The 23391-nt window shown below is 67.4% G+C and carries 1 protein-coding gene; it reads left to right on the top strand.

What is annotated here, in order from left to right; translation table 11 throughout:
* The first annotated feature begins 5 nt into the window (after window positions 1-5).
* On the top strand, window positions 6-23222 hold the full coding sequence (locus ACWEKR_RS07910) for a GNAT family N-acetyltransferase (RefSeq protein ID WP_452353839.1): 23217 nt from the start codon (window positions 6-8) through the stop codon (window positions 23220-23222).
* Window positions 23223-23391 lie beyond the last annotated feature (169 nt).

Raw genomic sequence — 23391 nt, 5'->3', positions numbered from 1 at the left:
TGCCGGTGGACGGTTCGTTGTCGCTGAACCCGGTCGTGGAGCTGCGCCGCTTGTTCGAGGGTTTGCCCGGCCCGGTGCGTCGCCCGATCGAGTTGGTGGTCTTCGGGGGAGACCTGCCGCGCGCCGACGTATCCAGGATGCGGTGGATGGCCGCGGAGCTGCGGGCCAAGGCCGACGCCATGAACGAGCACGCGGAGGATGCCGGAAACATACTGGCGCAGGAGGATTCGCTCGGCGCCCTGGGTGACCGAGTGCGCGAGACATTGCATCTGCACCAGGAGGGCGCGGCCAAGCTGCGGGAGGAAGCGCTGGCCTTGGCCGATCAAGCTCACGCGGCCGCCAACGATGCGGAGAAGACGCTGTGCGTGATGTTCGCGTTCGGCGTCGAACTGGCCTGGCGCATCATCAGCACGTTGGCGGCAGCCGCCGCGGCCGGTCCGGCCGGACAGGTTGCGGCGGCTCCCGTGGTGGAGTCGATGCTGATCGAGGGCCGAGGCAGGGTCGCGCTGATGCGCGCGGGCCTGGAACAGGCCTACAAGGCGGGCGCGGCGAAGACGGCGACCCGACTCGCGGCATTGGGGCCGCACCGGTTCGTTCTCGCGGTCGGCACAGCCGCCGCGCTGCCCGCGGGTGTGGATCTCGGGGTACAGATCGCGCAGGTCGAGTCCGGCGACCGGACCGCGACCGTCAAGGGCCCGAACGGGGAGAACCCGAGGGGTATCGATCTGAAGTCGGTCGAAGCCGCAGCAGTGTCGGGCGCCGGAGGCGCGGCGGGCGGCATAGCCGCGGGCAAGGTCGCGCCCAAGCTTCTTCCCCGGCTGCAGACCAGCCGCTCGGCGCTCGGACTGGTGCAAGGGGTCGCGGGCGCGGTGTCCGGTCTGGGTGCGGCGGCATTGGTCACGGGCTGGCCGGAACACTTCGAAGACGTGCTGGCGTCGCTGCTCAGCGGCGGATTGGGCGGAGTCGTGGATGTCCACCGTGGCGTTCACCCGGATCTCGGTTCCGCCCTCCCAGAAGTGGTCGACGGCGGCGGCGCCTACGTTCCTCCGGATCCAGCCACGGTGAGTCTCAGCAAGGATGCCGTGCTGCGGTTGGCGGGTGCTCCCCAGGGGGCGGAATCGCTGACGCCCGTTGCGCCTGCTCCGGTGGACAGCACCACCCCGCAGCTCGCGACCTCGGCCGTGCCCGGCCACGCTACGGATGCCGGGGCATCGCAGCCTGGACGGAACCTGGTTTCGTCCGGACCACCGGAAGCGACGGGTGATGGGCAGCACCAGCCGGATGAGGCCGGGGGCCTGGCACAGCGCCTCGCCGATTCGGAATCGGGTGAGCAGACTCGCGCGCCGGACGACCGCACCAACAGTCGGGCGGGAGCGCATGGGCAACCAGGTGACCACCATTCGACCGCGCGACCGGGCGACCGGGGATCGGCAGACCATGCCGGCGATCGGGAGCCGGGTGTCGGCCTTCCCGCCGGTGGCGAGGAGACCTCCGGTGCCGGCGCGCGGGCCGGTGCAGATGTGCCGGGCGGTAGTGGCGCTGCGCAGACCGGTGATCCCGCGCAGGCCGATGATGATGGGCACGATGGCGCTCGCGCACATGGCGGTGAGGGGCACGATGGCGGCGGTGCGCAGGCCGCTGACGTCGGCAATGCGCAAACCAGGGACGGCGAGCATGCCGGTAGTGGCGGCGGTGCGCAAGCCGCTGACGTCGGCAATGCGCCAACCGGGGACGGCGAACATGCCGGTAGTGGCGGCGGTGTACAAGCCGGCGACGGGCGGGGCGGTGGTGGTGCGCACGGTGCCGACGGTGGAGGCAATGCGCACGCCGGTGGCCCTGGTGCTGCGCAGGCTGCCGGGGGTGTGGCTTCCGGTGCGGTGTCGGCGGGCGCGGGTGACGACCACTCCGGTTCGGAACCGCGGCAGGCGGCAGCTCATGGCGGGGACCACGCGCGTGCGGTCGGTGGCGGCCGGAGCGCACGGGCTCCGGTCGGCGACGGTATGGCTGGGCACGAGCCGGCGGCGGTGCGGCCGGGGCGGGGGCCTGGGAAACTGGATCCGCCGGTGCAGGTGGGAAATGCGTCCGGTCGCCATGGTGCGGGCCCTGAAGGCCTCGCCCGGGTTACGGCGCCGAAGCACGCCGACGTACCACCGGTGCACGAGCCACCGGCTGTGGAGCAGTCCAAGGACGCCGTGCCCGCTGACGTTCGCCCGTCCGTGCACGACGGACCCGACCGCCCGGCAGCGGAGCTGGTAGCGGAGCTGGCGGGGTTGCCGTCGGCGGATCCGGCGACGAAGCAGGACCTTACCGCCGAGCAGCAGACGCAATTCAAAGCTGCGGCGAAGAAGGCGCTGGCGTTGTATCGGCTGCGGCACGAGGAGCTGGCCGCTGAGTCGTGGGAGCAGCGCAGGCACGCGATGGAGCACGGTGACCGGGCCGAGTCGCTGCTGCGGTACATCGACGCGATGCGCGAGGGTACCGGGAAGACGCCGCGGTGGAATCAAATCAAGGCGTTCCTGCTCGGCGAGCACGGGTTCATGCGCCAGATGGGCACGGGGCAGGGCAAATCCATGGTCGGTGCCCTGGATACGTTGCGGCAATTGTCGCGCGGGGAGCCGGTGGAGCAGGCGAGCGGAAAGCCGGTGCGGGTGCACCATGTGATCACCACGACCGAGGTGCTGGCCAACGAGGGGGTCCGGGAATTCGCGCCGATGCTCCGCAGTCTCGGGTACGAGGTCGCGCGCTGGGATCCGCACAACCCGCCGGGCGAGACGGAACGCCCGACCGTGTACTACATGACCTACGACGAGCGCGCTACCGCCGAGCTGTTCGACCGGCCGCCGCCGGGGAAGACCGCGACCATCGATGAGGCGGATGCGGTGCTGGTGCACAACCAGACGGTGCACTACCAGTCCGACGGACAGCGGGAGCTGGCCTCCGAGGTGGAGGCCGCCGCGGTGTACCGGGTGCGTGACTTCTTGAAAGCCGTGTTGCGCAGCAGAATCACGACGGCGGAGGACCTGTCGGTGCATCTCGGAGAAGCACTCCACGACGGGCCGCTGTCGGTGGCGGAGAGCGGGGCGGCGCGGCCGCTGTCGGCGGAGGAGGTCGGGGCGGCACGGACGCTGACCGCGCGGTTGCTGCGCGAGCAACCCGAGCGGTGCCTCGATACGGTGAGCCGGTTGTGGGAAAGCCACGCCGGGCGGGAATTCACCGCCGAGGAAACCGAGATGGCCCGTGCCTTCTTGGATGTCAGAGCGGGCCGGTTGAAACTGAATCGGGACTTCCAGATCTTCGGGCAGGATGCCGAGAAGAAGATCCAGATTCTCGACGAGTACGGGAAGCCGCGCAGCGATCCGAAGATCGGCACCGAGAGCCGGTGGTTCGGAGGCCGTCACAAAATGGTCGAAGCGATGTTCGGCGCCCCGGTGTATTCCGATGGGACGGGATCGAAACAGGTCACCGTGGAGGACGTCCTCGGCGGATACGAACATCTGCATCTGATGTCGGGCACGCTGGAACGGACCGCGGCCGAGATCAAGGAGAACTTCCCGGTCGAGGGTGGTCTGGCGAAGGTGGAGGACTTCGGGCGGTCGAAACTGGCGGGGGAGGAGGATCGGATATTCCTCACCGAGCCGGACAAATTGCGGGACGCGGTGACTCGGGTACAGCAGTTGCAGGCCGAGGGACGGCCGGTGCTGGTGATCTGCCCGTTCAACGATCTGGCGCGGAAATTCTCACTGATGCTGACCAAGGCGGACGTGGAACACACTGCGATCGACGCCCGGTGGTTCGCCGAGCACCGCGACAACAACGCCGCGGAGGAACATTTGCTGTCGGTCAAGGACACCGCGGGTGCCCGGGGCGCGGTAACCGTCGGCACGGGAATGCTCGGCCGGGGCTTCGACGTATCGATCAGCGACGAGGTCGACCGGTTGGGCGGGGTGCACGCGCACATGCTGGGGCGTTCGCCGACGAACCCGGACGAGGATCATCAGTGGTCGGCGCGGGCTGGGCGCAACGGCCGCAACGGCAGCTTCTGTTTCAACGTCGCCGCGTCCGACCGGCTCTACAGCGACGCGCAGCAGCACGGTGCGCGTGTCGCGGTCACCCACTATCGGACCGCACTGGCCGAGCATGCCGCAGCCACCGCGGAATACACCGAAGCCGTCCGCCGGGTGGGCGGTACGGATGCGGCCCGACCAGGTGAGGCCGTGCAGGCGGCGCGGACGAAGGTCGCGGCCACCGCGGCCGATGTCGCCGCGGCCGAGCGGGAGATGCGCAGCCTGACATCCACCCTGCAGAACGACGCGGCCGACCGCGTGTATCTGGAGCGTGCGATGCGCCGCGCGAATCAGGCCCACGCGCCCCCGACCGCAGTTGCTCCCGCCGCCCCCTCGTCCCAGACCACTGTCGCTCCGGGCACTCTCCACACCGAGCCGGGCACTGTGCATACTTCGGCGGATACCGGCCGGACCGGGGCAGACACCGGTCCGACCAGGTCGGACATCGGCCACGCCGGAGCGGAGATCAATCGTGCCGCGATGCAGGCTTTGCACGCCGGGCCTGATGCCGTCCAACCGCACCAGCGGGGGGACCGGTTCGCGCGGCTGGCCGGGTGGCTCGGGATCCCGGCATCGGTCCAGGCGGCCGCGGCGGTGTTCGACAACGACGATGCCGACGACCCGTTGAGCCGACTGCTGGAACGAGCAGGCGTCTCCTCCGCCGCCGTGGAGACGCTGAACCAGCACCTCGACCACGCCCCGCCCGCGGCGGTGTTGCGGGCGGACGCCCTCACCGACGAGCAAGCACTGAATCGACTGACGCCGCAGCGCAACCGGCTGGCCGCCGAGCTAGGGTGGGAACCCGCCCAGGTCGCGGGCGCGGAGGGCGTACGCCAGGTCGGCGCCGCAGTCGACACGGCCCGCGCGGAGCTGGCGGTCCTGCTGGATGTTCCCGTCACCGAGGTGAACGCCGCCGCCGCCCGCGATGTGCTCGCCGACGCGGTCGCCCGCATGCTCGCCCGCACCGAGATCGCCGACGACCCGGCCACCGAACTCCGCGTTCTCGCCGCTTCCACCTATCTGGCCGTCACCGCCCTGCTCGACCTCGCCGTCGCCATTCACCAGCGCAGCCCGAAGAGTTGCGTCAACAACGGCGTGACGATGATGCGGGTGCTGTACCCGGACAACGAGCACGCCTACCACCTCCCGGACGACATGCCACTGCGGGGCCACGACGCCGAAGCCACGGAGCGGGCCTTCGGCGGCGCCTTCCGGGCATTCCGGTCGCTGGACGAGGCCGCCGAATCGTTGGCAGAGCGTCCCTGGGGTAGCCAGGCGCTGGTCTACAAGTGGATGAACAAGGGGGAAGTCGAAAGTCACTTGGTGCTGCTGGTCAACGCCAGCGACCGGGCGGAGGCCCCGAACCTGGTCGTCCTGGACATCGCGGCCGCCCCCGGACAGGCTCCGATCACCGCGGCGGATCTGGCGGCCCGGCCCGCGCTGCTGAAGAAGGCGGTCGGGTTCCAGCAGTGGCGGCGTGCGCAGCAAGCGTTCATCGACCGACTGACGGAGGCCGATCGCCGCGTTTTCGCCATCGAGTTCGACCACAAGGGCGAACCCCTCGACCGCCTTTCCGCCACACGGCGTTCTGCTGTCGCCTCCCAGGACCCAGGACTCCCTCCACCATCGCTCTGGTCGAGCCGTGCCCCACCGCTGCGGCGCAACCAGTTCGCACTCGCCGGTCATCGCCCGGTCGGCGACGGCTCGTTACCGGGGAACTCCGTCCGGGCCGACCCGAGCCAACCGGACACGGCGCCGTCGAACGTCGGCACCGGCCGGGCGAGGCCGCACGACGAGCCGGAAAGTCGCGGCGCGGGAGCGGACTCCATCGGCCACTCCGGCGAAGACGGTGATGGCGAACCACACATCGCACATGAGGGCTCGATCGACGGCCGATCATCCGATGCGATGTCGTTCCTTCTCACGGGGGATCTCCCCGCTGAGCGGATGACAGGGCCTGTTGTCGTTCCCCAGCAGCTTCTGCTCACCGAGGAGCTTGCCGTCGCACTGTCGGATGCACTGACCGAACGCGATCAGGCAGTCCACCGGATCACCGACCAGGTGCGCGAATTGGAGCACGCGCTCGCGCCAGTGGTCGGTGAACCGGGAACGGTGGACATGGTGTCGCTGATGGGTGTCCGCGATGAGCTGAGTGCGTTCTTGGGCCGGCAGTTGGCCGCATACGCCGAAACCGCGGAGGGACAGCGCGATCAGATGATCGCGACCCTGCGTGAGATCACTGCGCGCCCGCGTCTCGACGAGCGAGATATTCGGGTGCTTGCCGAGATGGTCCCGGTCAAGCGCAATAAACTCATCGCGTCGCTTCCCGGGGTGCGAGATCGCTATGCCCAGGAGTTACGCACGGCGGCTCGGGTTCGGCTTGCGGAACTGGATTCGCATCGAGCGGAGTTCTTCCGAGCCGATGACGCGATACGGCGTTTGCAGCGCGGAATCCAGGGCCGGCTCGACCGCGCGGCAGAGGTGCTTTATGACCGCGGTTCGCGCAGGACGGTCCGGGGTTTGCTCGACGGCATCGATGCGATGCGTTCCGAAATATCGGCGGCCCGTCGGCAGATCAGCGTCGACTGGCAGGATATCCCGGACAATGAGCTGGCACCGTTGCTGTCGGAGATCACCCGAGGTCTGCGTAGCAGAGAAGATGCAGTCGAAGCGGTAGCCGCCGTTGCCGCGCCCCGGCACATCACCATGGTCGTCGATGACGCACTGAGGACTGTCGAAAAGTCCGCGGTAAGCATATTCGCCGAATCGTCGATACGCGGATTCGTGTTCCGGGATCACGATGCGAGGAACGTCAGGGCTGTGGAGGACGCCATAGCCCGCGTGCGCACGATGGTGCGCGCTCCCGAGACCAACCCCGATCTGTCCATCCGAGTAGCAGACGAATCGGCGGAGCGCCGATCCGATTTCGGCACCTTCGTGGATCCGGCCGATACACTGTATCTGCACTTCACCCCCAATATTCGCGCCATCGCGACCACGGGCATGATCCGGTCCGGCGCACACGACGACGTCGTCAACACCACGGCCGCCCATTCCGTCGGGGTGCATTTCATCAAGCCCGGGGACTGGCAGGGCACGGAAAACTTCAACATGTACGTCGGATACGCCGGGCTCCGCCGCACACTCAGTGGCACTGTATTGCCCGACCCGCTCGGCGCGATCGTCGTCATGCCGCTCGGCGCGATCACGGAGACGACGCCGTTACGCAACGAAGCCAAGACGACCGCACCGGACGAGGCTCATCTGGCCAGCGACGCCACGTTCCGTCCATTGAACGGGAGTCCCAGATACGCCTACCCTCTCGACGACGCCTACATCATTCCTTGTTACAGCGACCTGCAGGTCTCTCGGGAGCAGCGTCTGATCATCGATCCCGATACCGGGGAACGACACTGGCGACCGGTTGCCGAGCCGATCCGTGACGCTTTTCGCCGCGCCGGATACGACGAAGCTTGGATCGATCGGCACGTCATCGAGTTACCGGAACGCATCGCAGCGGACCCCGAAACTCGCGCCAGCCATGGGGAGTACGACCGCACCCAAAGGTTGATCCGGCAGGCCCAGGAGGAGATCAAGCGGCGGATGGCCGAGGACGGGAAGTACACGGATCGACTCGTCGTCCCTTTGTCCACCGAGCACGGGCGACAACTCGAGACCCTCGATCGGCACGGCGCAACGCGGCAGGGCTACTACTCGACATTGGATTTCGCGATCGAACGGCTGATCGTCGCCGACCGGCGCCCGCCGGAGACCGCGCCACCTGCCGGCCGAGCTACAGTGCCCGGAGAGCAGCCTCGTGCGAAGGTGGCGGGGCAGTCGAGTGGTGGCGATGCCGAACAGCGTGCCCGGCCGCGCGGTCCGGACGGTCTCATCGGCCGCCGTCCATCGCTCGATCCGGAAGGTGGCGCCGAACGGAGAACGGCCCAGGCCGGTACACCGGGATCGGACGGTCCGATCGATGCCGGTGAGCTCGGTCGGCTGCTGGCCGAGCACGGTGTCGTGGTGGGACGTGCGGCGGCGGCGCGCGTATTGGGTTCGGACGTGTCGGGTGACCCGGATGTCGTCGAACTGTCGGTTCCGGAATGGCTGTACCGGCGGTGCGCGGCGGAAGGTTGGGCACCCGACGACGGACAGCGCTCGGTGCTGGCGCGGGGGCGGTTCCGGGTATCAGTGGGTTGGCCCGGCGTCGGGACCGACGTGGTGTCGCACGAGGACCTGGCGGTCCGGTCGTGGCAGCCCGCCGAGGGCGGATCGAAGGTCGCCGTGCTCGCCGATGTCTATGCCTGGATGCAGGAGACGCAGGACCGGGCGTCTACCGACTGGATCAAGAATCACCTGTTGAACCCGGCGGCTGCGCCGCTGCCCGTCGCGGTGATCGCGCGCGAGATCGACGAGGTCACCGAGATGCTGCGGGAGCGAGTGTCGCGCGAAGAGCTCACCGATCCGGAGATCCGGCGCGGGATACGGCTGGCCGCCGAAGGTCTTTTCGCCAGCCGGACGCTGTACGGTCATCCGAGTATCGGCCGCGCCAACCACCTCCACGACGACGCCTTCGAGCTGCGTGAATTCGGGGTGGCAGCCCTCTACCACAACGGCATGGGCGTGGCCGAGGACCTGCGCCACATCGTGGACAACGGTGTCCTCCAGGGGGCCGACGTAGGCGAGATCGTCTCCGCGCTGGTCGCCGACGCATGGAGCGATCTCGTCTACGGTGGCGGGCGGCGCAGCGACAACCCCGAGGGCTACGACGAGTTGCGCTCGGCGCAGTTGCTCCATGACCGCGCCCTGTCGCACGGCTGCGACGCGAGCACCGCCCGGATGCTCGGATTCGCCGTCAACGGCACCGGATTCGATGAGCGGACCGGTAGTCAGATGATCGCCTCACCCGCGGCTGTCGAGGAAATGCGGCAGCGCTGGGGGGAGATGACCGACGGCGAATTCCACACGGCGACGCGAGTTGCCCGGTGGGTCGCCGCCGCGGACCTGCAGACGTTGTCGGAGCCCGACGCGGTCGTGCAGAGTATCGAATTGGCCCTAGAGGACCTCATGTCGCGCCGATTCGACCCGGCGCGTGTTTTCGGGCGAGTCCCGTCCGAATGGGGCACTCGAGCCAACAACGTCGACGAAGCGCTCCGGCTCGCGGACCGGTTCGGGCGCATGCCGCCGGAAGGCGGCCACATCACCGTGCGTCAGGCCCTCGTGAACCGCCTGCGCGGCGGTGCCGGCTTCACTCACCCCGACAGCGGATACCGGCCGCCGGACTCGTGGTTGCTCGCCAACCGGGACATGCGCCGCGACCACGCCGCGAAGTTGCGGGAGATCGCCGACCGGTTGGCGAGCGACTCGAGTTATACACCGATGGACGCCTATCACGACGCCCGCTCGCACGCGGCCGAGATGCGGGAGAAGTACAGCGGATTCCGTTGGCAGGTGGTCGTCGCGCCGGGCGCTCGGACGTCCGACCCCGCGAGCATGGCCGCCACCGTCGCGGCTCGACTGCCCGAATCGGACCCGTCGGGGATGTCGGACGGCGTGATCGACGTGATACCGCGGGTCGCGGAGATCACCCGCACCCGGAGCGGGAATGCTCCTGTGATCGTGGTGACTTCCTCGCGGGACACCGACGGCCGGCCGCGATTGGTCGCTCAGTTCGACTACACCCGGGCGGACGCGACCGACCCCGATCCTGGTGTGACGTCGGCGGAACTGCGCAGTGAGCTGGCCGAGGTGGACTGCCGCATCGATCTCGAGACCGCCGATCCCTTGCCCGAGGGGCAAGTCTGGCATCGTTTGCGGTTCGACTTCAGCAGACAGCGGATTCTGGTGTGCTGCGCCGAATGGGGGTTGGGTGCAGGCGGCATGGCCACGTTGACCGTGGGGCTGTGCCAGGCACTGGCGGAGGCCGGCCACGTGGTGACGGTTCGGACAGGGGAGGTGGGGCGCGCTCGCCGGATCCGTGGTGTGCAGGTGATCGGCCCCCGCGACAGCGAGCCCTCCGCTGTGACGCGTGAGCGGATGCTGTCCGATTGGGGCGACCTGCCGGAATCCATGGATCTGGTGATCGTGCACGATGCGGGCGACGGTCTCGCCGCTGCGCTGGCCGCCGAGGAGCGGTACCCCGCGGCGAAACTGGTACGCATCAACCATCTGACGCCGATGCTGTTTCACACCTTGGGTCACAACCCGCAACGTGGCCGGGCCAAGCTCGCGGCCGATGTCTATCTGGCGCGGCGTGCACATCTGGTGGCCGGGCTGGGACCGGTGCTCGCTGCCGACGCGCTGTCGTCGGCGGTCATGGCGGGGCACGGCTCGGTGCACGAACTTCAGCCAGGTCTGGTGCCGGCCGAACAGCCGCCGGTCCCCGCGCCCGGGGAACCGGCCAGGATCCTGTTGCTCGGCCGTGCGGAAGACCCGTTGAAGGGAGTTGTGGAGATCGCCCGCGTGGTGCGCCGGCTTCGGGCCGGCGGGCGAGACGTGCGGCTGATGGTGCGCGGCTATCCTCGACGCGGTGTCGATTCGGCCCGCGCCGAATTGGTCAGGTTGGTCGGCCACCCGGACGCGGTCGAGGTGGCACCGCGGACGTCGGATCGTACGGTGCTGCAGGCGGATATCCGGTCCGCGACGGCTGTGGTGATGCCCTCGCGTGCCGAGGGATTCGGTTTGGTCGCCGCCGAGGCGATCGAGCAGGGTGTGCCGGTCGTGGTGCCGTCGTCCAGCGGAGTCGGCAGGTTCCTCACCGAGTTGGGCGAGTACCGCGAGCAGGCGGAACGGTTCAACATCGTCGAGCAGCAGCTCGGTGCGGCGCCGAAGATCGAGACCTGGGCCGCCGCACTCGGCTCGGTACTCGACGATGTGCCTGCCGCCTGGGCTGCCGCGGGCCGGCTGCAGCGACTGCTGCAGCCGTTCACCCGCAAACGCAGCGCGAAGATGCTCGTACATGCCGCCGTGAACACCGATCCGCGCCCGCACCGGGACATCCGGCCTTCTCGCGCCCAGGTGTCGCTCGAAAACGGGCATGTGGTGGTACGCGGTGAAGGAACCGACTACGAGCTGATACTCGACGTGGCCGACGCGATGGAAACCGATCCCGCGGTGCGGCGGGCCGTGATGGGCTACACGGTCGTGAAGTTCGCGCCGTCACGAGACCCGCTGCCGATCCGGCTCGCGGCAGCGCCTGTGGACGGGTGGCTGTTCGATCAGTCCGGGAAAACCGCTGCGCGCCACGATGGTCCGCGCACGAGTATCCTGCAAGCGTTCGTGGCGACGGTGTCGGCGCGGGGATTCGGCGCGACCACCATCGATGACGTCTGCCGGCGCGCGCGGATCTCGCCAGGCGCCTTCCTCGACCACTTCCTGACCACGCACAGCGCCCTGACCGAGGCACACCGGGAGGCTCTGCGCAACCTGAACCAACTGGTGGTCGACGAAGTGGCTGCTCTGCCGGCATCCAACCGCACCGCCCGAGTCACCACCGCGGTGGACACCTACGTGCGCGCCTTGGCCGCACGCCCGGCCACGGCGCGCCTCCTGTTGGTCGAGGGATTCGCCGCCGATCCGGGAACACGCGCCGAACTCGAGGCGGGCACGGTCGAGCAGATCGCCGCCACGCTCGCGACCGTGTTCGAGGAATCGATCACGTCGACGCCGGCGCGCCGCGCACTAGCGGCAGCGGTCCACGGCATGCTCGCCGACTGGGCCGCGACCGGCGACGCCACCGCCGTGCCTGCGCTCCGCCGAGGACTCGTCGATCTGCTTCGGAACGGCACGACCCCGGCGGTGGGCTCGGTGGCCGAGTATCCGGCCGACGTTGTGGAGTCGTCTGGGCAACGGCTCAGCAGCTCGACGCCACCGGCAGAACCCGACGAGCGGGAGCGGATCCTCACACAGTTGATCGCGGTCACGGCCGAGCAGGGTTACGCCGAGATGGCTCCGGAGACCGTTCAGCGGCGCGCCGGAGTGTCAGCTCAGACGTATCGGACCGTGTTCTCCGACAAGCAAAAGGGTTTCGAGGCTGCCTGCGCGGCAGCCGTCGAACGGGTGCGGAGCACCGCCCGGGCCGCGATGCCGGACACCGTGGCCGATGACCCGCAGGCACGGCTTCGGGCCGCCGTCCACGCCTACCTCACCGCGCTCGCAGCGCATCCGGACGAGGCCCGCGTGCTGCACTTGGACCTGTTCGCACCGGGCCCAAAGGCACTCCGGTTGCACGACCGGCACCGGGCCATGCTGGCCGCGCACTTCGACGACGTGCTCGAGGAGAGTGACGCCCGCACCGCCCGGCTCCTCGCCTCCGCCGTCGCCGGAGTCGTCACCGATCGGATCCTCTCCGGCCGGATCACCGGGACCGGAAGCCGACGGTCCGCCGGAGGCGAATCCAAGCGGATCGCCGCGCTGCCCGGATTCGCGCCGGTGGTGACGGCCGCGGTCGGATCTCTCCTCCCCGACATCAGCGCGACTACGGCTGCCGACAGTGGCGCTTCCGGGCACCAGCCCACCGGGCCGGACCGGTCGGACGGTTACATCGGCAGCAGACCCGGGGAATCCACGCCTCGGCCAGGCGGCCCGTCCACGGACCTCCCGGCGCAGCAGAATCAACCCTCCTCGGCTTCGGCGCAAAACCCCGAGGGGGCGGGCGACGCCGGCCTCACCCGGCCGTCTCGTGATCTCGACCCCGACGCGGTGCCATTCGGACCGGAGGCCGTCGTCCGGGTCCTCGGCCCCGACCCCGTGCCGCCCGGTCTCCTGCACGCACAGCGGGGTTTGCAGCGGCAGAACGAGGCGGCTGTTGTCCTCGCCCGGGCCGGCTTCCAGGTCGAGCAGCACCCTGACGAATCCGGCGCGCGGCTGCCCGACTTCCGGATCGAGGGACGGATCTTCGACTGCTACTCACCGACCACCGGCAAAGTCAGCAATATCTGCTTCGAGATCCGCCGCAAGGTGTATGTGAAACGCCAGGCCGATCGGATCGTGGTGAACCTCACCGACTCCGCCGTCGACCCGGTCGAATTGAGTCTGGCGTTGCGTCGGCACCTGATCCCGAACCTGCGCGAAGTACTGGCCATCGACCGGCACGGCACTGTGCTGCGGCTTTCGCCGGGACCCTTGACCGTGGTCGCGAGCCTGCCCGACACGGGCGACCACGGATTCATCGGCAGCAGACCGCGCGAGCGGGCCGGTGAATCGGACGCTGCGAGTCGCGCGGACGCGCGCCGGGTGACGGTCGAAGGGGCCAGTCCGCCCGGCCTCATCGGCAGCCGTCCCAGTGAGCAGCCCGATCCGTTGGACGCCTCGCGTGGCGCGTGGCTGAAGGCGTTGCGGCTCGAACAGGGGAAGAAGCAGAAGGACGTTGCGCAAGCCGCGGGCCTGACCAATTCCGCACTGTCCAATATCGAGAAGGGACGACGGACGACGCTCGGCACTTTTCAGCAGGTCTGCCGTGCGCTGGGAGTCGAGGGCGAGGCGCTGGTCGCGGCCGCTCGGCGGTTCTATCCGGATGTCGATCTCGAAACCGAAGTCGCCGCGCATGATTCGCTGGGCGGCTGGGTCGCCGCGTATCGCAACATCCGCGGCATGACAAAGGCGGATCTCGCACGCGCGGTCGGAGTGACGCCGACGCGGATCGGCGAGGTCGAGAACGGGGATCGACCGCCACCGAACCTCTTCTTCCGGATTGCTCGAGCATTGGACGTGGGAGAGCAGGCGCTGGCTGCGGCTGCGCGCCGCTTCTATCCGGAGCTCGTGCTCGACCTCGATCCGGCGGCGCACGATCCGGCCTCAACCGGCACGTGGATCATGGCGCTGCGGCACAGCCGAAACATGACCCAAGCCGAGCTGGCACGAACCGCGGGCACGTCGGCGGGTTACATCGCCGGGATCGAGGGCGGGGAATACACTCCGAGCTCGATCATCTTCCGGCGGATCTGCCGGGCCCTGGAAGTCGCGCCGAGACTCCTCGGCACGGCCACACACCACTTCTATCCGCAGCTCGAACTCGATCTCGCCCCGCGCATGCACAATCCCGCGTCCCCGGGCGGCTGGATCGTGGCTGTACGTCACGACCGCGATATGACCAGGCTGGAGCTCGCGGAAGCGATCGGGCCCGGCTGGGGCCATCTCGGCCATATCGAGACCGGAGAATATGTGCCGAGGTTCGCGGTTTTCCGGCGGATCTGCGAGGTACTGGGTATCGACGACGAGTCGTTGCGGGCGGCCACCCGGCAGTTCTATCCGCACATCGATCTCGACCTCGAGCCGGCGGCACACGACCTCGGCGGATGGATCACCGCGTTGCGTAACGACCGGGACATGACTCGCGTCGAACTCGCCCGCGTGACCGGGTTGTCCACGAAGTACCTCGCACAGGTCGAGAACGAGAATCGACGGCCGCAGTTCGGCACGTTCCGGCGAATCTGCCGGGGGCTGGGAGTCTCGGGTAGCCTGCTGATCCAGGCGGTGCGGGACTTCTACTCGGACATCACCGCCGACATCGATCCCGCTGCGCACCAATCGCTGGGGCGATGGATTGCGGCGTTGCGTTACGACGAAGGAATGACGACGACCGAACTCGCGCGGCGAGTGGGGATGCCGCGCAGGTCTCTTTCCGATGTCGAGAACGATCGCACTCTCCCGCGGTTGAGTAAATTGCGGCGACTGTGCCAAGCGCAGGGCGTCGGTGGCGAATTGTTGCTGGAGATCGTCGAGCGATTCTATGCGGATCGATACGAGCGGTCCGGCTATCGAGACGAAGAAGAACTGTTCCAACGGTATGTCGTGACTCGGGTGGGTACGCCTGCGGAAAGGGAGGTCAAGGACGAGATCGCCGAGAGGTTCGCGTGGATTCCGAAGGCGGTCGCGCGTCGCGAAGATCCGGCTATTCGTGACGAGGTGGAACAGGTTGCCTGGATCGGGATGCTGCTCGCGATCGGCAATCACGTTCCGTCTGCGTCGTTCGCTGCACACGCGTGGGCCAGCTGCCGTGGGGCGATATTGCGGTACCGCCTCGCGATCCGGTCCCCCGATCTCGACGACCGCATTCTGCGGCTGGACGCTCCGATCAGCGACGACAGGTCGGGACACTCGGTCGTAGCCGATTCGGCGCCGGTACGGTCCTCCGACACCGGCTTCGTGCGGAAGGTCCGCGCCGCACTGGCCGACATGGACGATGCCGCCACCGCGGAGCAGCTGGTCATGCTGCATTTGGTCGAGGGCATGTCCTTTACCCGCGCCACTCAGCTGCTGGGGTTGCCGGCCGATGTCGCGGCAGACGTTCGTGCCGAGACGGTCGCCCGCTTGCGCCGCGCGTTCGCCCGTCGTCAACCGTCTGTCCGCACCGCAAGCGAGCAGAACCGGCCGACGCCGTGGACTACGGCGGGGGCGGAGCCGGATCAGCCGCCCATTCCACCGGTGTCGCGCGGCGATTCCGCGCCAGGCGAGGGCAGGACCAGGCCGGGCGAATTCATAGGCAGCAGGCCCGGGGACGACGCGCCGGTGGCTCCGGGGGATCCGGGACGTGCCGGAGCGGACCCCACCGCCGATCTCATCGGCGCGGTCGACGCGCGTGCCGGGCTGCCCACTCACACCCCGCCGAGGACCACTCCGGGGTCCGGGTCCCTCGGCGACCGTCGCCCCAGCAGTGTGCCGGAGGCTACGGTGGCCGATCCGTCCACGCGCGACGAACCCGCCGGACCCGATCCGATCCACGCCACGGGAGAAGAACTTGCGCACTGGGCAACCCAACTGTCCGACCACGGCTTGCAAACCTTCCTCACCCGCGCCCAGACCGAAACTTCGGCGCATATCGCAGACCTGCGCCGCGGAGAATCGCCCGCGCTGGAAGCAGCCATCGCCGCGGCACGCGTACAGACCGCTCTGGTGGTCGAACAGTTGCACCGAAGCGCCGCCGGTGGTTCCGGATCGTTGCTCGCCGCGGCCGATGCGGCCACGAATGTATTCGAGGTAATCGGAGCGCTGCACTCGGCCGACACTCGGTCGGCGTCCTATATCCACGATCTCGATGTACTGACCCGATTCCCGGAGCGATTGCGCGCAGCCGCCGAACTCGGTGCGGCGCGCTTCGTCGACGGCTCCAATTGGGCAAGACTTGCCGACGAATACCTCGTCGCGGGACGCGACAACGGCTGGGATCAAGAGTTGATCCAGTCACTGCGTGTGCTGCCCGCGCGAGCAGCCGAATTCACTGCGGCGCTCACCGGCTCGGACCGGACCTTCGGCGAGGCCGCCGGTCGATATATTCCGAACGCCTACCGGGCGGCGATGCACTACCTGACCCGCAGCCACGACACCGACCAAGCGATCACCCGGCTTCGCGAGCTGGACCACGCGGTCGCGGCGGCGGTAGATCGCCTGGGGTCGACCCGGGCAGCCACCGAAGTAGGGCTGTCGCTGCTTCAACTGCGAATCGACATCCACGCGGCAATCGCGTCCACGGACGGGGCGATCGCTCCCGCTATGCGATCCAGCGCCATGCAGGGCCTCGACCACAATCCACAGCTACCGCAGATGATCGAGCGAATCGTGCTCGACCTCCGTGCTCTCGCCCGGCACGGCTCCGAAACACCGAGACCGATCCGACCGACCTACACCGCGCACCCCATTACGGTCCAGGATGTGCTCGGGGCCTACGACGAGGAAACGTCCCCGGTTCTGGCAGCCGAGGCTTTCGCTGTGCAGGACGGGACTTTTATCAGATCGACCGGCCGGTCGTCGCAGCTGCTGCAAACCGGGTCAGACGGTGTTTCCTTCGCGATGGATCAGTGGGGGCGTTTGCTGGCCGCGGCCACCCACGAATCTCTACTCCACCTGATATCGGCTATGGGGGACGAGCTGGCCGGCTGGGGCGTGTTGTTCACCGACGATCACGGACAGCTGGACGGTCCGGTACGGCCTTATCGGCTCGAAAAGATCTTCGATCCCATGGGCACCGCCCAACTGCGTGATGCGCTGACGCGCGGGGGGCTCCGCCTCGATGACGTCAACTTCGACAACGAAGGCCAGGGCAAACTGTGGCGCCGCGATGCGCCGCCGGTGTCGGCGCTGTTCACCATGAAACCGCTCGGCGTCCTGGGAAGCATCGAGTCGATGTTCGCCGTCTACGACGACGGTTTCTGGATCAATCCTGTTCGCGGCGGAACAACACGCAGCGCCGACGAGGTGCGAGTACCGCTGATCCTCGGCCCTCTGCGCCACGAACCCGGCAATATCGAGGTTGCCGTATACCGGCAGGGCGACCGCACGATGGTCCGATATCGTGACCCCGACCCAGGTCCCGAACCCGATCGAGTCGCCCCCGTATTCGCCGAGTTCCATCAGCGCATGAACCGATGGGTGGCCGAATCCGACGGTGCCGAATGGCACGCCGACACCGCCCGAATAGTTCACAGCTTCGAACAGCACCTCGAACGGTCAGCTCCTCAGCAAGAAGGCCCCGACGGCTACATCGGCAACCGCCCATCGGATTCCGCACCGGAGCCGGACGGTCGCCAGCCCCTCGAAGAAGACCCAGCCGTCCGGAACGAGCATTCGATGCCGGATCCGGTATATGCCACGCACCAGGAACTCACTGACTGGGCCGCTCAGCTGTCGGATGGGGAACTACAGCGTTTCCTCGCCGAAAAGCAGGCTGAAGCGTCGGCTCATGTGGCAGCCGTGCATCGCGGCCGACCGCCCGCGGTGGATGCGGCCATCGGGACGGCACGAGCACAGATCGCCTTGGCGGCCGAGCGATGGCGGCGGCTCACCGACAGCAGCACCAGACCGTCGAGCGCCGACGCCCAGACCACAGCCGACGCCGCGACCGCCGTCTTTCACATCATCGGAGCGCTCCCGATGGCCGCGACGTCGCCATCGGCGTTCACCGATGATCCCGATGGTCTGCTCGACCTGCTCACCCGATTCCCGGAGCGACTGCTGACGGCCGCCGAGCGGGACCAGGCAACCGGGGCCGACGCAGAGGACTGGGCGCGACGCGCCGATGCCTTCCTGACCGAATACCGAGGCGGCGACTGGGATTCGGAACTGATCCGGTCCCTGCGATCGCTGCCGGCGAAGGCAGCCGAATTCGCGCACGCGCTCACCGGTTCGGACCGCGCCTTCGGCGCGGCGGCCGCGCAGTACATTCCGGATGCCTACCGCGCGGCACTGTATTTCCTCACCCGAACCCGAGATGTCGCGCAGGCAGTGGATCGGCTTCGCGAGGTGGACCACGCGGTCGCGGCAGCGGTGGACCGTCTCGGATCGTCCCGGCCCGCCGCCGACGCGGGCTTGTCGCTCCTCCAGTGGCGCATCGATATTCACGAAGCCCTTGCCTACGCGGCCGACGCGGCGGCATCCGAGATGCGGTCCAGCACTCTTCTCGGGCTCGAGAAGAATCCACTGTTGCCGCAGAGGGTGACCCGGGTCGTCGATGACCTCACCGGTTTGGCCCGCCACGGTTCGGAAACGCCGAGACTTATTCGGCCCGCCTATGCCTCGCATCCGGTGACGTCCGAGGAACCGTTCACCGACGACGACTATCGGGAAGCCATCGGCGCGAATTTTCATCCCCGGGTGCTCGGCGTGCACGACGGACAGTTCCGCACGCTGCAAGGTACGTCATTCGAACCGCTACGGACCGGGACCGAAGGGATTTCCTTCGTCATGGACCGGTGGGGCCGGATGGTCGGCGAGAACGAACACGCCGACATCCTGCACGTGCTGGCTGCCATGGGGGACGAGGCGGCCGCCTGGGGCATAGTCTTCACCGGCGAGGACGGCCGCCCGGTTGGGCAACTGTATCCCTACGCATTGGGCGGCCAGCGCGACCCGATGTGCACGACACAGTTACGCGATGTGCTGATACGGGCGGGATTCGACCTCACCGACACCAGTTTCAACAACGAATCCCTCGGCCGGCTGTGGCAGGGCGAATTGCCATCGCTGCCGGATCTGTTCACGATGGACAAGTGGGGCTTACTGAACAGCATCGAGGCGACCTTCGGCGCGTACGATGACCTTTTCTGGGTGCGGACCGATCGCGAAGAGATCACCCAAAGCCCCGATGAGGTGCGGGTGCCGCTGACACTCGGCCCCTTGCGCCGAGCGCCCGGACACGTCGATGTAGTCGTATATCGTGAGGGCGAACACATCATCGTGCAGTACCGCGACGGTGACCCAGGTGCCGAACCCGAACAGGTTGCACCGGTGTTCATGGCCTTCCACGAGCGGATGACGAGGTGGGTATCCGAGTCCGACGGTGTCATATTCCACCCGGATACCGATGCTGTGGTCGTCACGTTCGTTCAGCCACACGATCGTCCGGGTAACACGCAAGACCGCCCCGACGGCAACATCGGCAGCCGCCCACCGGACTCCCCAGCCGATTCGAACGATTCCCCCCGGCGCACATCCGCGGTGTTCGCACCTGATACACCTGCGTCACAGGTACGTGCTTCGCTGGCGGAGTCGCTGACTTCTCTCGAAGCGGGCACCACCTCGGTCCCCACCCAACTGCTCGATGTCGCTGCATCGCTGGTGAACTACGGTCTGGCCGCCGCAGGGGGCGACAGCGTCGAAGTTTCGCTGTCGAGCAGAGACGACGACAACGGCATCACGGTCGTCGGAACGCTGTTGGGATCGACCGTGGTCCGTGCCCGTCGGGCTCTGGAGTCGGAGTTGTTGGGCAAAGGGTTCGGCACGTTCGAATGGCGGACTGGCGAAACGGAGTCCTGGTCGGTGCACCTGTGGGCAACTCGAGAAAGCATCGTGCACGTGGACTCCGCGCAGTTAGCGGGTCTGGCAACGGATTTCGGTGCGGATCAGGTGAGATCTGCGGTATCCGCAGCGGTCGGGCGGGCATCACGACGCTGGGGTGGCCTGAAATACACCGGAGCGCTGACGGTCGAGGTGCACGATGGGCGGCTGCGGGTGCGAATGCTGGGGACCGTTCCCCTGGAGGGTCTCGCTTACGAGCCCCCCACGCTGTTCGACGCGACCATCACGCCGCCCGGCCCGCACCGGCCCGGCGGGTTCATCGGAAGCCGGCCGCCCGAGGCCGCCGATGCGGATGGGCTTTTCGCCGAATTGGCGCGTAACCGCGCGGCCGCCGCAGCGGAGCTACGCGCGGCGGCACGGCAATTCGGCGAACAGCCACCCGAACGTGGTGCGGAGGCCGCGGCCATCGACGCGTGGCAGCACGCCCAGAAAGCTTCGGCCGCGACGATTGCCACGCTGACAGGGACGAACCCCAGCCTGGTGACGACACAGATCAGCGAAGTGCTCAACCTGCTGCACAGACGGCTGACCGCGCTCACCCGGCCGGAATGGGACCGACTGCTCAGCAGTCCCGGGCGGCACCTGTTGAGAGCGCTCGGGCCCTGGATCGGTCGCAGCCTCCGGCTGGAAGACGATCTCCAACGCGCCACGACACTGGCACTCGAAGGAACACCGGACAACGCACTCAACACCTCGAATGCCGAACGGCGCACTCGGCGAACACGTGATCTGGACGACATGCTCGGTCGCTCTGCCACCAGCGCGGGCGCAGCGGCGAATGCGGATCTGGATCTACCGCAGGCACTCGAACGCCTCGCCGCCTCGACCGAGGAGACCCCTACTGGTCACCTGCTGAACGCGCTGCTCGATCATCTGCGGTTCGCCCGCCTGATCCAACTGACCACCACTTGGATGGAACTCGACCGATACATCACCAAGAACTTCGGCCGATTCGAGACACCGGAACAGTCAGCCGATTCGGCTGCAAAGGAAGGTGATCGCCCATCCGGGCTCATCGGGAACCGCCCCCAGGATCAATCGACGCCGTGGTCACGCTCGAGCAATCGGACCGGAGCGTCCGACCCGGCTGATTCCACCGATCGCCCCGAGCCGTCGCGCACCACTCCGTGGTCCCGGCCGACCGACAGCTCAGAGCTCGACGGCCTACCCGATCCGACCGATCCTAGATTCCCGCACCCCAACGCGTGGATCGTAGCCGCGCGCAAGCGCAGGAAAATGTCTCAGAAGGACTTGGCCGCCCACATCGGCCTGAGCGTGACCCAATGGGGGATTAAAGAACGTGCATCAAACCCACGCACCAAGGAGTTTCAGGTCTCCCTGGAGCACGCACGGCGCGCGCTCGAGGCACTGGCCGCGCCGGAGAATGTCGCTGTGGCCTTTTTGCAACGGTTCTTTCCGGAGGCGGCAGCGAAATCCGGCACCGATGAGCCGGGCCCTGCCCACCCTCCTGGTTTCATAGGCAGTCGACCTCCTGCCGACGAAACCAACCTCCGAACCGGACTCGACAAGGTCGCGGAGACACCCGATGTGAAGCAAATCCAGGCGATGCGGGGACGTCCGGGAGTCACGATCGAGTTGTGGACCTTCGACGACAAGCGCGAGACCAAGGTCCTCCGGGAGACCTACGACGACGTCGACCAGGCCATGGCGGAGTGGATGAAAGCGTTGATCGGCCAGGCGATGGGCGCGCCGATCGCGGAGGTGTCACTGGAGATACCGATATACCATGTCCTGTACCGGGATTACGTGGCCGAGGGAGCACTCGACAACCCCCGCGCAGTTGACATGCTGGGCCTCTTCGCGGCGATCACCGGCAAAACGAGCCCCTTCGCCGCCGCCTTCGTCCGCCACGTCAACGGCCGCAGAGTGTGGCAGGACCACCACCTCCATCGGCAAGACATCATCGAGATCGGACGGCTGGTGGACGCCGTCGGGGACGTGGCCATGGCATTTCCCCCGTCGATCTCGAGGACAGTGCTCGATACGCACAGGGCGGCGATGTCCGCGTTGCGCGAGGTGGCGAAGCACGCCCCCGAGCACCCGTTGTGGATGGCCGGGCTCGATGACGAAGCACAGGCCAAGACCAGACTGGTTGCAAACTTCGAGCTCGATCACCCCTATATCGAGTTGTCCGGGCTAATCAGTCCCCACATCCCGGAGAAAACCGTCAGGGAAATCCTGGGGAGATTGGATTACCTGCTCGGCAAGTATCGGTACGCTCCCGGCTTCCACAAGCTCATGACCAACATCCGCGTACTGAAGATCGATTTCTTGGTGCAAGCCCGTGCTACCGCTGAGCGTCAGCCGAAGAACCCCGAGGCTGGCAAGATTTCCTCCATTCGAACCATACTGACATTCAGTTTGCAGTATGCGGCCGATCCGGAGAATGCCCTCGCTGACAGCGAGCGAGGTCGCATTTACGGAATGCATCCGAGCAGTGCACAAATATATGCAGACGATGTGGACCACGAATTCGCCCACGCGATCGACCAAGCCACCAACCATGAACTCAGCGATAATCTCGCCACCGTACTGACCGACGCCTACGAAAAGCTGATCAGGTACGGCTTGACCGAGACCCCCAGGGAATGGCTCAGTCGCCTGCCCTCGTTCGCCTTCGAAGATTCGACCAAGACCAGACTCGATTACCTCGAGGCCATTGCTGTCGGATTCGCCGACGCGGAGATCAACGGCATCATCGTCGGCACGCCGCAATGGGTCATCCACGAGTACGTCACGAAACTTCGACCGCCGGAAATCAAGCCGGTACACGTCGACATGTATCAGCAGGACCGTCCCGAGCAGCTGGTCGAACCTGCTTCGGCGACAGCAAATGACGGCGCACGCCGTGAAGGTATGGGTACGGTCGCTGTGCAACAGCTGAGCGAGGACGACTGGCGCCTGGATCGGGAGTTGGCCCTTCGGGCGATCGAAGACACCCCCTGGGCGTACCGGATGACCTACCAGGAGGCCCAGGCCCACACCGAACAATACTGGCGCGACGAGATCAGAAATACTCACTCGAGCACGTTCGTCGCGATGCGCGACGGTAAACCGATCGGTCAGATAGCGGCCCGGCCCACAAAGGACCGGCCCGGAGTTTGCCAACTCTGCGCCATCTGGGTCGCGCCCGAAGCCCGCGGCACAGGGGTCGGTGATCAGTTGATGCAGGCCCAACTGCAATGGCTACGCGGCAACGGCCATGCTGTCGCGGTGCTGTGGACCCGTGCAGACAACACCTTCATGCAGGATTTGGCCGCCCGGCACGGTTTCGGTCGGACGGGAAATAGCAAGCTCGATCCTGGACGCGACATCCCAAGTATCGAAATGTGGTGCGACCTCACCTGAGCCGCTACCACGACGACGCGCAGGCACCCGAAGTCCGGCGGTTCGAATCGAACACTCAACCGTGGCTATCCTCGGCATCGCATGGTTAGGGCGATCGAAATTTCAACCATGAAAACAACCATCGGCACCGGCATTCGGTGCTGGGCTACCGTACCCCGGCCGAGTACGC

The organism is Nocardia sp. NPDC004573, from assembly GCF_053602135.1.
The sequence above is the reverse complement of the archived record's forward strand: the minus strand, read 5'-3'. Positions and strand labels throughout refer to the sequence as shown.